This is a genomic window from Acidobacteriota bacterium (assembly GCA_016196035.1).
Taxonomy (GTDB): domain Bacteria; phylum Acidobacteriota; class Blastocatellia; order RBC074; family RBC074; genus JACPYM01.
In genome coordinates this window covers 186,296-201,193 of the sequence record JACPYM010000034.1, presented here as the reverse complement: position 1 = coordinate 201,193, position 14,898 = coordinate 186,296, and the positions used below count along the sequence as shown (strand labels likewise).

The following is a 14,898-nucleotide window of genomic DNA, read 5'->3' as shown; positions in this document are numbered from 1 at the left end:
TTTGCGTCCCTGCATAGATAACCCGGAGTGGGAGGCCAAGCTAGTGGCAGTTGTTACTATAGATTTCAAGAAAAAGAATTTCCGAATTGAACCCGCGCAGCGGGTGGCCAGAATATAGCCCAGGGTGAAGGCGCAGCCGCAACCCTGGGTACTGGACGTATTAGCAGCCAAGCCCACGAAGTGGGCAGCAGACCAATATCTGTCGCCCACTTCGTGGGCTTGCACATTCACGCTCTCACCACCCAGGGCTAACTTTACGCTGTCGCCCGCATTCGCGGGCTGGCTACGGAAAAGCATTATCTTGAAATCTATAACAAACAACTCAGTCCAGAGATAAAAAATGCCGCCGCGAAACTAAAGTTTAGTTTCGCGGCGGCATTTTTTATCGCAACACAACTTCCAAACGGTCTGAATTACACCCGAAAATAGTCACCACGCCAGACCTGAATGGCTTGTTTCACCTGAGCAGGTTTTTCAAATTTCTGCTCCAAGACTTGTTGTACCAAGCCCGGCAATTCCTGGTCTGAAGCAAACCGCAAGGCAACGATAAACCGCACGGGCAATTGGCTGGCGCGCGCGGCCAATTCCGGCGTCAACACACGCTGAAAACGCAACTGCTCTTCCAGCCGAATCAACCGATCTTGCGCGCGCAAGGGGTTGATGCGCACGAGTAACATCATTACCAGCAACCCAAACGCTAACAACAAAGCTTCAACATGCGCAAAATCGGGCGTTTGGTACAGCAGATAAATCGAGTACAACAAATGCAGCAGCAAAATCGGGAATAACACAAAATGAAAGGGCGTGTGCCAGCGCGTATGTTTTGCGTAACTTTGAGTTTCTTCGGCCATAACTGCGGGGTCTCCTTTTGATGTGAGCGTGGACAATCTCAGTCTGCAATTTTCAGATTGAATTCATGCCGCGGCGCGCTGCCGGGCGCGCCAATTCAACCTTGGGCAGGTCGGGCGTAAAGTCTTCGCCGGGGTTGATGAATTGATCGCGTTCGAATTTGTACTGCTTGTCGTAAAGCTGTCTGTAGCGTCCATCCAGCGCCAGCAATTCGTCGTGCGTGCCGCGTTCGACGATCTCGCCGCCTTCGAGCACGAGGATTTGCTCGGCGCTGCGAATCGTCGAAAGCCGGTGGGCGATGACAAAGGTCGTGCGCCCTTGCCGCAAGGAACGCAGACCTTCCTGAATCAGCGCCTCGCTCTCGCTATCCAAACTGGAAGTTGCTTCGTCGAGAATCAAAATCTTCGGATCGGCCAACAGGGCGCGCGCGATGGCGATGCGCTGGCGTTGCCCGCCCGAGAGCTTGACGCCGCGTTCGCCGACGATGGTTTCGTAGCCTTTCTCAAAGCCTTGAATGAATTCGTCGCAATGCGCGATGCGGCTGACGGCTTCAATCTCGGCGCGCGTGGCGTGCGGGCGTGAGAAGCTGATGTTTTCGGCGACGGTACCGTCAAACAGAAAGTTGTCTTGCAAGACGACGCCCAGATGACTGCGGTAATCGTGGAGTTTGAGCGCTTGCAAATCGCGCCCGTCCAGCTTGATCTGGCCGCTGAGCGGCTGATTGAAATTCATCACCAGGCTGATGAGCGTGCTCTTGCCGGAACCACTCGACCCGACCAGCGCCGTGGTCGAACCGGCGGGCGCGGTGAACGAAACGTGCTTCAATACAGGCGTACCGGCGTTGTATTCAAAGCTCACATCCTCAAATCCGATCTCACCCTGCATTTCACCGAGCGCCGCTTTGCGGGCGTCTTCTTCATCTTCGGTGGTCATATTCAAAATTTCGCGGATGCGGTCGAGACCGGCAAACGCCTCGGTGATCTGTGTGCCAATCGCGGCCATTTCAATCACGGGTAGCGCCAGCAAGCCGGTGAAGAGCAGATACATCACCAAGTCGCCCAGCGTCATCTCGCCCGCCAGCACAGCATTGCCGCCCACATAAATCATAATCAGGCCGATCACGCCGATCACAATCGAAGCAAACGAACTGGTCGCGGAAACGCCGGTCATGGATTTGGCGATGTTGCGGAAAAGGCGATGCGCGCCTTTGGCAAAGACGATCTCTTCGCGCTTTTCAGCGGTGTAGGCTTTGACGATGCGAATGCCGCCGAGCGATTCGGCCAGCCGCCCGGTCAATTGCGCCTGAATCTCGCCGCGTTCACGAAATAGCGGGCGCAGGTTGGTGAAGGCGTAAGCCAGCGCGCCGCCGAAACACAGCAGCACGACAATCGTCACCGAGGTCAGCTTCCAGTTGAGATAAAACAACACTACCAAGGCGAAGGCGGCTGTCACGATGCTGCCGGTGAGTTGCACCAGGCCGGTGCCGACGAGGTTTCGAATACCCTCGGCGTCGTTCATGATGCGCGCGATCAGCTTGCCTGTTTGCGTCGAGTCGAAATAGCGCACGGGCAGATGCGCTATTTTCGCCATAACGCGTTTGCGCATGTCGGTGATGGCGCGTTGCGCGGCGACGCCCAGCAATTGCGAAAGCGTAAAGGTCGTCGCGGCCTGAATCACCGTCGCGCCCGCCGCCGCCAGCGCAATCCAGGGGATCAAGGTGCCGTTATGTTTGCCGATCACTTCATCAACCAGCCACTTAGACGAAGTGGGCAGCACCAATCCGACCGAGCGGTTAACCAGCATCAGGACGCCGCCCAGCACCAACCGCCAGCGGTGCGCGATGATCAAGGCCTTGGCCTCGTGCATGGCTTCGGAGGTCATGAATTGCTTTTTCTTTTTTTCGACTTTGGTTTCGACTTTGGTTTCGACTTTGGTTTCTTCAGGCATAAAGCTCCCGCAAAGATGGTTTGCCGCCCATTGTAAAGAGACAACAACGGCGCGCAACGATAGCGTAATGCTCGGTTATTTTTTCTACGTGAATGACTGGCGGGAAAAATGAAAAGCCTTGGGAGAAGTTTTGAGGGCGGGTAGAGGGTCTCGAACCCTCGACCTCTAGAGCCACAATCTAGCGCTCTAACCAACTGAGCTATACCCGCCACAAACCGTTTTGAAATGTCAAAGCTTGTTTTATGAAGGCGCCATACTACTGATCGAACGAATTGCCGTCAACCCTGCAACTCAGGAAATCCGCTGTCTGAAAGGTTAGATCAAGACGGTACCACATGCGTGAGCAAGCGGAGCCTGGGCGGTTCAGCCAATGGCGTAAGCGCAAAGTGCCGCTTGCTCACGCGCGCGGTACCGTCCCGGCACAACCCCAATTGCAAGCCGCTATAGTCGCGCTACGGCTTCAAGCCCACGCGCCGCAGCAGATCGCTAAACCGCGCGTCGGGCCGCAAAACGTCAGACATGGGGTCGAGCTTCAACCAGGGAATCCAGCCGCTGCGTTCCTGATAAGCGCGCTCCAAATAACCGAAGGCCCGGTCGAAATCGCCCAAATGCGCCGCCACACAGGCCAAATAATAAGGCGGCACATATTCTTGCAGCGCGTCCTGTTGCAATTGCTCAAACAGCATCTGCGCGCGCGTGCGGTCATTCACCAGCGCACAGGCCACAGCCAACGCCGTTTTGCGGCCCGGGCTGCCGCCGAAATGACGCAGCCCTTGTTCGACGGTGGGAATGACTTCAGCAGCGCGACCCAATTTGAGCAGACTGACGGCACGCCAGGAATAAGCGAGTTGAAAGTTCGGGTCCATCTCGATGGCTTTTTGCAATTGCGCCAAGGCGGCTTCGTAGCGGCGCGCGCGATACAAAATCTCGCCGATGTCGGTCGTGATGATCAGCGAAAGCGGGTCGAGCGTGAGGGCATGACGCATACGCGCCAGTCCCTCATCTATCCGCTCTTGTACGACCAAGCTGTACCCGTACCAGTGATGGGCGGTCGGATAATTCGGATTGAGTTCAATGGCGCGCAGGAACTCCTGCTCCGCTTTCAGAAAATCCCAGTCGTACCAAAGCGTCAGAAAGCCGAGCGAGGCGTGCGCCTCAGCGAGTTGGTCGTCAATCTCCAACGCCTTCAGCACAGCCATGCGCGCTTTCGGCACAAATTCGCGCGGTGGCACGGCGGCCCAACTAAGCAGAGTGTAGCAATCGGTCATGCCTGCGTAAGCCAGCGCGTAGTGATTGTCTTTCTTGATCGCTTGCAGGAAACATTCGATAGCTTTTTTCAGGGCGTCGGGCGAACGCTGATTCCAGAAGAAGCGGCCTTTCAGATAGAGATGATAGGCCTCGGCGTTGTCGGTGTGGCGTTTCGCCAGCTTTTCTTCCTGTTCGCCGGAAAGCTGCAAACGCAAATGCTCGGTGATCTGCTTGGCAATCTCCGCTTCCAATTCAAAGATGTCGCCGTGCGGGCGTTGATAGCTTTCGGCCCAGAGCAACGAGCCGTCGGCGGCGTCTACCAACTCAACCTTGACGACCAAGTTTTCGCCGCGCAACAAAACACGCCCCGCCAGCACACCACGCACACCCAATTCATTGCCGACCGTCTGCGGGTCAACGACGCGGCCTTTGTATTTGAACACGGTGCTGCGCGCCATCACGCGCAAGTCAGAGATACGCGACAGGGTGCTGATGATCGTTTCGGTGATGCCATCGCTCAGATATTCGGTGCCGGGATCGTTGCTGACATTGACGAAGGGCAAGACCGCCAGCGAATCCAAGGCATCGCGCAAGTTGCGCGCGCCCGAACCGCGCCGCAACGCGCCTGAATCGCGCGGGTAAAGTTCGCGCGGGGCGGAACCGCTGCGCCGGCCTGACGGATTCGCTGACGGATTCGCTGCTGGATTTGATTGATTGGCGCCGGAATCGCCAGGCGGCCGTTCAATCGGGCGGGTTTCAAACCGCTGCGGATGTTGCGGCGAACGTGTAACGACGCGTTGTTGCTCGGCGGCCAATTCGAGTTTCTGTTTCAAGCGCCGCAAATCAGACAGGCATTCCTTGCTGGTCTGATAGCGCTCTTCCGGTTCACGCGCCAAGGCCTTTTGCACAATCCAATCCAACTCTTCCGGCGCGTTATGCAATAGCTCCCGCAAAGGCCTGACCGGCTGCTCGGCCAACAGGCTGAGCATATCCGCCGCCGTAGTGCTGCTGTACGGAACCCGCCCGGCGCACATCTCATAAAGCACGATGCCCAGGCTGTAAATATCGCTGCGTTGATCGAGCGGCGCACCGCGCAAATGCTCCGGCGCGTAATAGCTGAGCGCCCCGGCGATGCCCCAGAGTTGGGTGCGGCTGATGAGTTGCGTTTGCAACGAAGACAACAGGGATTCCAGCCCTTTGGTTTGACTGAGCGGCGCGGTTCGATACGGGTCGTGATAATGAATGACCTCGGTTTGGCCGGGCGGCGTTTCGGCGGGCGTCCCGGTTAGGGCAACAGGCGCACTTTCAGCGCTGGGCGCCGCCTCGTCTTCCACCAATTTCGCCAAGCCGAAATCGAGGATTTTGATGTAACCATCGGGCCGCAACATCACGTTTTCAGGACGTAAATCCCGATGGATGATCCCGGCAGCGTGGGCCGCCGCCAAACCACTGGCGATTTGCAGCGCCGCCTCCAACGCCTCTGACAATTGCATGCGCGTGGTCGCCAGATGCTCGCGCAAGGTCGGCCCTTCGACAAATTCGGTGGCGATGAAGTGTTGTTGCTGATCCTGCCCGGCTTCGTAGATGAAACGGATATTGGGATGATTGAGGGCGGAAAGGGCGCGGGCTTCTTGCGCCAACTGGCGCATCCAGGCGGCATTTTGCACGAAGTTATCAGACAGCAAAGTGAGCGCGACTTTGCGGCGCAAATTCAAATCCTCAGCCAAATAAACTTCGCCGATGACGCTGGTGCCGATGTGCCGCTGAATCCGGTAATGCGAGATCGTTTGTGAGAGCAAGTGGGGACTCCTCCGGCCTGGAGAATTGATTTCCGCTTTCGTTGGTAACGATGTTGCGCGCCTGTTGCTGCGCTGCCTGACCGGCAGCAGCGGGAAGATAGAACAGGGTCAGGCCAAACGCAACCAGTAAACGCAGCCATTTACGCCCCTCATCCCGCGACACACAGGGGTAATGCTTGGCATTCTTGACACGCTCAGAAACGCTACGCTAACTTCCGCAGTTTCAAGCACGCTGCTTGATCCGCTCGTTAGAGGCACACACGCTCAATCGCAAATTCTGTAGACTCACAAAGGAGAGGCAATGGGTATCAAAGTAGGCATTAACGGCTTTGGCCGTATCGGGCGCAACGTCTTGCGCGCGACGCTGGGAAGTAAAGACATTGATTTCGTCGCGGTCAACGATCTGACCGACACCAAAACGCTGGCGCATCTGCTCAAGTACGATTCGATCCTGGGCAATCTTGATCACGAGATCACTTCTGACGCCGATTCGATCACCGTCAATGGCGACCGCTTCCGCGTCTTTGCGCAACGCGATCCCGCGTTGATTCCGTGGGAAGAGGTCGGCGCCGAGATCGTCATCGAATCCACCGGCCATTTCACCGACAAAGAAAAAGCCAAAGCCCACCTGCGTGGCCCAGTCAAGAAGGTCATTATCAGCGCGCCCGCCAAAAACGAAGACATCACCATCGTCCTGGGCGTCAACGAAAAGGCCTATGATCCGGCCAGCCATCACGTCATCTCGAACGCTTCGTGCACGACCAATTGCCTGGCCCCGGTCGCCAAGGTGATTCACGAAAACTTTGCGATCAAGAAAGCATTGATGACGACGATTCACTCGTACACCAACGATCAGGTCATCCTTGATTTCCCGCACAAGGATTTGCGCCGCGCGCGTGCCGGGGCACTCTCGATGATTCCGACCTCGACCGGCGCCGCCAAAGCCGTCTCGCTGGTCTTGCCCGAACTCAAAGGCAAATTTGACGGCATCGCCGTGCGCGTGCCGACGCCCAACGTCTCGCTGGTTGACGTGGTGATGGAAGTCGAAAAGGCAACCACGACCGCCGAGGTCAACGCCGTGCTCAAAGCCGCCGCCAACGGCCCGCTCAAAGGCATCCTGCAATTTGAAGAAGCGCCGCTGGTCTCTTCGGATTTCAAGAAGAACCCCAACTCATCCATCGTGGACGCCGAGAACACCAAGGTCATCGGCGGCAACATGGTCAAAGTGCTGTCGTGGTATGACAACGAATGGGGCTATTCCTGCCGCGTGGTGGATTTGATCAAATACATCGCCGCGCAGGGGCTGTAAGCACACAGGCAGTTTTTTATGGGGAAAGACACGCAGGTTCGATCAGAGCTTGCGTGTCTTTCTCTTTTTGGTAGTGGGTCAATGGGGAGAGAGCCAGGCCGCAGATCAACGCAGACTAACGCAGATCAATTGAATGGCTAACAGGTTTGAGCCGCGTTTTTCAGCGTTCGTCTGCGGCAAGACCTCTCCTCTTTGAGCCACTACCCGCTTTTTGACCACCTGGGTACGCACGGCTGCCAGCATGCACAGGGCTTTTGCAAAGTCGCTAGCGAGAGCGCTCGAACGGTTTGACTGACGCCTGATTCCCGGTTCCTGATTCCTGACAAACTGCAAATACCGGCTGATTTTCAATTTGCCAGGCATCAGGAGTCAGGAATCGGGAGTCAGTCAAAGGTCATTGGCGGATGTTTTGAGGACTTTGCAAAAACCCTGTGCATGCTGGCAGCGGTGCGTACCCAGGCTTGCCTTGCGCCACATTGCAGTTTAGATTGCCTGCCCGTGTGCAGCCAGACAGTCAGGCGCGCACGCCAAACGCCCCGACGACATTGCCAGTGCTGTTGATCGCAAATTCCGATGAGCCAGACTTCACTCAATCAAGAACGCCGCACGAGCGTGTTCGTCAGCTATCAACGCGAAACGGGAACAGAATTCGCCCAACGCCTGATCGCCGATCTGGCGCAAGCCGGGCATGCCAGTTGGATTGACACCATCGCCATCAAAGGCGGCGATGAATGGATCGCCGAGATTGTCGCGGGCATCAACCGGGCCGATGCCTTGCTCGTGGTGGTGACGCCCGAAGCCTTGCGCAGCCGCTGGGTGCAGCGCGAAATCTGGCTTGCCGAAACGAAAAGTAAACGCATCATTCCCTGTTTGTTCAAACCCGTCGCGCCCGATGACCTCTTTCGCCTGAGCGATTATCAAAGCGTCAATTTCGCGGGCCGCGCTTACGAGGTGGGCTTTGCCGAATTATTGCGCGCGTTGCCTGCCGCCGCGCTTCCCACGTCGCTTGCCGCGCAACGCACCGCCGAACTGGCTTACCTGGATCGGCTGGCGCTCGAAGAGCTCATCAACACCGACAAATACACGCCGCTTGGCGGCGCGTCGCAACAACAGGTCCGCCCCGCCGAGATGCGCGCCGTGTTTGAATTGCTGCCGCTGCGCCTAGGCAAAGACGCGCACGCGCTGGCTGAACCGCGCCGTTTTGAAAACGCCGTTGCAGAAATCCAAAAGCTGCGCCGCGCCGTGTTGCTTGGTGAACCGGGCGCAGGCAAGACCACGACGTTGTGGAAGCTGGCCGCCGAGTTGGTTGAACGCGCGCGGCAGGATGCGAAGGCCCCGCTGCCCCTGCTGATTCGTTTGGGCCGTTGGACGGACGCCGAGCAGTCGCTGCCCGCGTTTATCACCGCACAGTTGGGTGAATTGGGCGCGCATCTGGATGACTTGCTCAAAGCAAAACGCGCGGCGTTGTTGCTGGATGGCTTGAACGAATTGCCCGCTGGACAGCACGCGCAGAAATACCCGCTGGCGCAACGCTTCATCGAAGCGCATCCATCGTTGCTGGCTGTGGTGTCGTGCCGCGCGCTGGATTACACCATTGACCTTAAGTTCGACCGCATCAACATCACGCCGCTCGATCCGTTGCGCATGCAGGAATTCGTCAAACACTATCTGGGCGACGAACAGGGCGAGGCGTTGTTTTGGAGGCTGGCCGGTGAGGGCGCGCGCCAACAACTTGCACGTTTCACCGAAGAATTCGCGGGGAAGCTGAGTGAGCCGGGGCGCGTGTTTTGGATCGCAAATCAACTGCCATCCGGTTTGCGCTGGGGCCGTGACTGGCGTGGCGAGGATGACAATTCAATCTGGCAAGACTGGCTGCGGCTGCGCGAGCAGCCTTCCAGCCTGATGGTCTTGGCGCGCAATCCATACATGCTGCTGATGCTGGCGAGCGTCTTCGCAGAGCAGGATGGCAAGCTGCCCGACTATCGCGGCGAGTTGTTCCGGCTCTTCGTCGAAATCTTGTTGCAACGCGAACGCATCCCGGCGGACGAACAAGAGCCGCTGATGGCCGGTCTGTCGCACGTGGCTTTTGCCATGCAAACGCCACGCGCCCAAAACCAGGCGGGCGAGGCGCTCACGGTGCTACCTCGACCTGAAGTCGTAAAGCTGTTGAACGAACGATTGTTGTATCTGGCTGGCTGCGCCAGCCTGCTCAACGTCGCCGACGAAGTGCGTTTCAGCCATCAACTGTTGCAGGAATACTTCGCCGCCAAGTACATGGACTTCAAACTCAATGCCGGGCACTTGCACGCCGCCGACATTTGGCTACCCGACCGTTGGTGGCAGCGCACGAATTGGGAAGAGGCCGCCATCCTGCTGGCCGGGCTTTACAGCGACGATTGCACACTGGTGCTGGAGTGGCTGGCCGACGCGCAACCTGAGATCGCCGCGCAATGCATTGTGCGTAGCGGCGCACATACGCCTGAGGCCACGCGCGCACGGTTGCGGGACAAATGGCTGAAACGGCTGGATAAGCCCGAGCTTGAACCTGAACCGCAAGCCCGCGCCGCCATCGGGCGCGCTTTGGGGCAAATAATCCGCTTGGACAATCGCCCGGGCGTAGGCGTAACCAGCGATGGCTTGCCGAACATTACCTGGATCAAGATTCCCGGCGGCGCGTTTCAGTACGGCGCAGAGAAGCAAGCTGACGATGCCGAATGGTACGCCCCTGCCAAGTCGCGCAAGCTCGAACTGCCCGCCTTTTGGATCAGCCGCTATCCGATCACCTATGCACAGTTCCGCTGCTTTGCCGAAGACAACGGCTACGGCGACCCGCGTTGGTGGGAGGGCTTGGCGGCGAATGAGGATGACCGCCAGCCACGCGAACAGTCTTTCAAATTCGACAATCACCCGCGCGATACGGTGAATTGGTACGAGGCCATCGCCTTTTGCCGCTGGCTCTCGTGGCGTTGGGGCGGCGGCTACGACTTGCAGAAGATTGATGAATGGAAGGTGCGCTTGCCGACCGAGTTTGAATGGGAGAAGGCGGCGCGCGGTACTGAGGGGCGGCTCTATCCTTACGCGGGTAAGTTCGACGCGGCCAAAGGCAATGTGCGCGAAACAGGCATCGGCCAGACCAGCGCCGTAGGTATTTTCCCCAATGGCACATCGCCATACGGCGTAGAGGAAATGAGCGGCAACGTTTGGGAATGGTGTTTGAGCGATTACGAAAAGCCGCAGGAAAAGGCGTGGAACGAAAACCTCGAGACGAATAACGATCGTGTCCTGCGGGGCGGCTCGTGGATCTACAATGTTGACAACGCGCGCTCTGTGTGCCGCGGCATCTTTCGTCCCGGCGTCCGCGACGGCTATGCCGGTTTTCGGGTCGTGGTAGTGCGTCCCCCTTCTTCTTCCTGAACACTGTTCCTGGGGCGGTGCGCGAAGCGCAGGTGCGTATGCACCAGCCCCCTGCGCCGCTTTGGGCGCAGGAAAAAAATTTGTAACTGCTCAGCCCCAACGGGGCGACATCTTGAAGCCCAGGGCAACGCCCTGGGAAAAAACCGCCAAATCCTGCAAGCCCCAACGGGGCGAAATAAGTATTGCGCCCCGTTGGGGCTTGGCGACTATCCGCGTAGTTACCCAATGCGTTGCACCGGGCTATCATATTGCGCCCCTTTGGGGCTGAGTAATTACAAAAATTTTTGCTTTTTGACACCTTTGGGCTGGATGACAAATGATGCCCGCGCAACGCAAGTTGCGGGGTTCGCTGTGACGCACCTGCGGGGCGGTTCGTGGATCAACAACCATGACAATGCGCGCGCCGTCAATCGTAACAACAACTCGCCGGGCAACCGTAACAACAATACCGATTTTCGGCTGGCGGTGATGTGTCCCACTCCTTTCGTCCCTCTTCAAGGGCCTGGCGCACGGGCGTCAGTGCGCGCCGCCGCCTCAATCAGAGCGTGCCGGCTTCCAGTATTGCTGGCCGAGTACGCTTTGCCAGCCGCGGCGGAGAGTTAAAAGAAGGCGCAGCCGAATCCCGTCCGCACAGGCGCAAAACACCGTCGGGCGCATACGACCAGGTTAAACCTGCGTCTTCAACCAGCCGCCCAGCAAGCGGCCCACTTCGGCGACCATTTCGCTGACGTGGTGATATTGACCGTCATTCAACCAGCGCCACTGATGGGCCAGCCGCAAGTAAAGGCGCAGCTTGTTCAGATGGGCATCGGCGGCGCGCAAATGCCGCTGGCGCGTCGTGCCGCTCTGGCTGAGCGCGTCAAAGAGCGCCTCTTGAAAATCGAGCGCGGCGTCGAGCAAGCGCGCGGTCACGGTCTGGCGGTACAGCTTCGGGAACTTCTCGGTGCGCGGCACGAGCCAAGCCAGCAAATCAAAAGCGCGCGTCAAAATCGTCATTTCATTGGACATCGTCAAAGCTCAGTTTTCACTAGAAAAAACGCGCGGCGGGACGGTACCGCGCGCGTGAGCAAGCGGCGGTTCGGGTAACGAACCAATCCGCCCGACTTGACGCACCGCTTGCTCACGCGCGCGGTACCGTACCCGCGCTCCGCACCCACCTGTACAGGCAAATGAAACTCGATCTAACCCAAGCAAGCTGTGGGCTCGTTTTCCAATGGCGGACGACAGCAAACATTCAAGAGAAACAGCAAGGCCGCAACGGCGCGGCGATGGGGGAGAAAACTGCTGGCACGTGCCATTGCGGCCTGATGAACACGACGTCCTCACGTTAGCGAAGCAGTTGGAATCGGTCTGAAGTTCCAGCGGATTGAAAAGAGAATGTTGAATTGCGGCTGAAAAGAATTGGAGCGGGGGACGGGACTCGAACCCGCGACGTCCAGCTTGGGAAGCTGGCATTCTACCACTGAATTACCCCCGCTCGGTTTGCAACTTGGTTGTCAAAAGCGGGCGTAAAGTAGCATAGAGTTTTGGCACTGGCAATACACGCCGCCGCTTAAGGTGTCCGTCAAAATTTTGCGTAAGGATGTTTTTGGAGCAACGTGTGACTCGCGCTGGCGTAGCGCAACCTGCTGAGCATTCGTTTCTACACAAGTCTGACGCTCTGTGTCTTTGCCCTGAAAGGGCAGCATTCAATAGCCGTGGGCAACGCCCACGGTAGGCCGTCAGCAGGTTCTACGGCCCTGAAGGGGCCGGACTCGACGTCGAATGCGGCCCCGGCAGGGCCGAAAATTCTCCCCGAACCGTTCCGTGGGCGTTGCCCACGGCTATTGAATTACGCCCTTTCAGGGCTTTTCTCGGAGCCGGTAGACTTGTGTAGAAATGAATGCTGCTGAGGTTGCACGGCGTCACAAGTGAAGCCCTGGCAGTAGCTGCGACAGCGCGCAACCTCGGCGGGTTGCGTTACTTGCGCCGAAGCGTCCGTTTACCTGCTCGCAAAAATTTGACGCACACCCAGCCGCCTTAACGCACGCTGAAATCCATCCACTGATCGGCTTGCGCAAATTTCTGTTTGGCCAGCTTATCCGTGACAATTACGTGCAACATGTATTCGCCGGGGCTGAAGCCGGTCAGGCCGAGTTGCCCTACGCAATCCAGGCGTTTCAGCTGGGATTTGTCGTTGTATTCCAGCGGGCGCGGCTGTCCTTGAAAAACCCGTTTGCCGTCTTGAAAGAGTTCCACTTGCAGCAAGAGGTCAGGTTGTTTGGCGGCGTTGAGCGTCGCGTTGTAGGCGAAAAAGCCATAAATCAGGCGCACGTTGCGGGGAAAGCGGCGCAAGGCCACCGACGCTTCCCAATCCACATTCTTGACCGCGCTTTCCTGCGAGGTGGCCGGCGGCGTGGCCGGTTGTCCGGCGGGTGGGAGAGTTTCGCCGGTCAAGACCAGGCCGGACATGGCCAGGCGGTTCTTTTTCAAATCCGGGATTTGCAGGAATTGTCCGGCAGAGCCGACTTTGCTGCTGTTGGGGTCGCGCAGGATGGCGCGAAACTGATAGGCGCCGGGCTTTTTGATGGGGATGTCAGCCACATAAAAGAAGCCGCGCTCCAGCACTTTTTGATAGCGGGCTGCGTCCAGCGTGACGGCGAACGAGCGCCCATGTTGATCCACCACGACGCCTTCTTCGTTAAACGCGAAGGCGACCAATTCCAGCTTGAGTTCCTTCTTGTTGTCCGGCAGATCGGTGAACGTCAGCTTGTCGGCGTCAATGTGGAAGAACGAGCGCACAAACGAGAGCGTGCCGGGCGGCATTTTGTTGTCTTTGTCATTTGCAGTCTTGGGTTGCGTCTTAGGCGCGGCGGCATTGGGCGACGGCGCGGCAGCCGTGGCTGCCGGCGTTGATGGTTGCTCGACATTGAAAAAAAACGAGGTCATCTGCAACGACAAATCGCGTGCGCCAAAGGGCGAATAGAGCGTCGCCAGAATCTGCTCATCGCGGGTTTTGGGCTGCGGGCGCGGCGCTGAATCCGCAATGCCCAGAAAGCCCGAACGCGAGCGCACTTGCACGCCGGAGCGGGTCACGCGCACTTTGAGCGCATGAAACTTGCGGTCGAAACTGCTGTCTTCGGGATCGAAGCCCAACAGGTAATAACTCTCGTTGTCTTTCAGCACCTGCTTGATGCCAAAGCTCAGATCGTTGTTGTTGAGCATGGCAAAGCCGCCGGTTTCGCGCGCCACGTAGGTCAGCCCTTCTTGCGAATCGGCCAGCGCCTGGGATTGCTGGGAATAGCGTTCGTTGATCTGTTGCTGCGACATCTGGCTCACGTCGTCGGCGGCGGTCATGCCCAGCGGCAACAGCCCTTTGGCATCGAGCGCATAGATCACGACGCTGGAACGATTGGCGAGGTCTACCAGCCGGCGCACATTGTCGAGCACCTGCGTATTGTCGCGGTCGCGTCCAAAAAGTTGAAAGCCATCGGAAACCAGCACCACCATTTTGCGCCCCGGCAATTCGCGCAAGCCGCGCACGACGAAATTGATCGCACCCAGCGTGCCGACCGAAAACACCGTGTCACGGAATTCATTGAAGCGATTTTGCGCGTCCTGGCGCGCTTGGCGAGAATCTTCATCTTCGCCCGCCGACGCGCCGGGATCGTTGACGCCAAAGCGCGGGATCATGTCGCGGCTGATCGGATTCCAGGTGAGTTTGTCTATGGCCGCATACAGGATGCGTTTGTCGCTGGTGAATTGCTGCAATGCACCAAGGCCGCGCCCGGTGCGGATGATGCCGACCAGATCGCCGTCCTGCATTTGCTGGCTGACAAATTTTTTCAGCGCGTCGCGCGTGTAGGCCGTACTTTCAAACGAGAGGCCCAGGTCATCCACTACAAAGGCAATCGTGCGCGCCACTCGCTCCGGTTCCAAATTGCGCGTGGGCATGGTCGTGGGCGCGGCATTTTTTGGCGCGTTGGCATCTTTGGAAGAGGCGGCGGGAGCCGCTTCGCGTTTGAGTTTAGTGAGCGAGAAATAGGTAAGCGGCTGTTTCTTACCATCCACCAGCAATTCAAACTCTTCCTCTTGCAGATCGTCTAGGTGATTGCCCTTGCGGTCGGTCACGACGGCGTCAATCTGCACGAGTTGGGTCGAGATGCGGACGACGTTGTCTTGCTCGGTCGTTTGCGGTGTTGTCTGGGGTGATGCGCCAGGCTTGGGCGCGGGTGTGGGTTTCACTTGGGGAGCAGGCTGTTGCGCCGCGCGCGGAGCAGGCAGAGACAGCGGCGCGATTAACGCCAGGCCGAGCAGCAAAAACCAGCGAGTCATGGCTTGTCCCTCCAGAAA

Annotated in this window: 7 protein-coding genes and 2 tRNA genes; 2 read left to right on the top strand and 7 right to left on the bottom strand. The window is 58.0% G+C overall.

Annotated elements, in window-relative coordinates; all coding sequences use genetic code 11:
* Positions 1-413: 413 nt before the first annotated feature.
* The 4 genes from HY011_12535 to HY011_12520 form a co-directional block, all read right to left on the bottom strand.
* Complete coding sequence (locus tag HY011_12535; protein ID MBI3423756.1) at positions 414-851, bottom strand: hypothetical protein; 438 nt, start codon at positions 849-851, stop codon at positions 414-416.
* A 52-nt stretch (positions 852-903) separates the two neighbouring features.
* A complete protein-coding gene (locus HY011_12530; GenBank protein ID MBI3423755.1) occupies positions 904-2,730 on the bottom strand; it encodes an ABC transporter ATP-binding protein in 1,827 nt (608 codons plus the stop codon).
* 201 nt (positions 2,731-2,931) lie between these two features.
* A tRNA-His gene (locus HY011_12525) sits at positions 2,932-3,005 on the bottom strand.
* Positions 3,006-3,248: 243 nt separating this feature from the next.
* Positions 3,249-5,843: a protein kinase gene (locus HY011_12520; GenBank protein MBI3423754.1), complete on the bottom strand. Its 2,595-nt coding sequence runs from the start codon at positions 5,841-5,843 to the stop codon at positions 3,249-3,251.
* A gap of 301 nt (positions 5,844-6,144) precedes the next feature.
* Here HY011_12520 and gap point away from each other — a divergent pair, with 301 nt between their 5' ends.
* Positions 6,145-7,152 carry a type I glyceraldehyde-3-phosphate dehydrogenase gene (gene gap, locus HY011_12515; GenBank protein MBI3423753.1) on the top strand — a complete coding sequence of 336 codons (1,008 nt, stop codon included), beginning with the start codon at positions 6,145-6,147 and terminating at the stop codon, positions 7,150-7,152.
* A 573-nt stretch (positions 7,153-7,725) separates the two neighbouring features.
* Entirely contained in the window at positions 7,726-10,566 is a 2,841-nt protein-coding gene (locus HY011_12510; protein ID MBI3423752.1) for an SUMF1/EgtB/PvdO family nonheme iron enzyme, read from the top strand.
* Positions 10,567-11,232: 666 nt separating this feature from the next.
* Here the strand turns inward: HY011_12510 and avd are convergent.
* The 3 genes from avd to HY011_12495 all read right to left on the bottom strand — a co-directional run bounded on the left by avd (position 11,233) and on the right by HY011_12495 (position 14,880).
* Positions 11,233-11,574: a diversity-generating retroelement protein Avd gene (gene avd, locus HY011_12505; protein ID MBI3423751.1), complete on the bottom strand. Its 342-nt coding sequence runs from the start codon at positions 11,572-11,574 to the stop codon at positions 11,233-11,235.
* A gap of 394 nt (positions 11,575-11,968) precedes the next feature.
* A tRNA-Gly gene (locus HY011_12500) sits at positions 11,969-12,043 on the bottom strand.
* A 542-nt stretch (positions 12,044-12,585) separates the two neighbouring features.
* Positions 12,586-14,880, bottom strand: a complete 2,295-nt coding sequence (locus HY011_12495; protein MBI3423750.1) for a VWA domain-containing protein — start codon at positions 14,878-14,880, stop codon at positions 12,586-12,588.
* Positions 14,881-14,898: the final 18 nt, after the last annotated feature.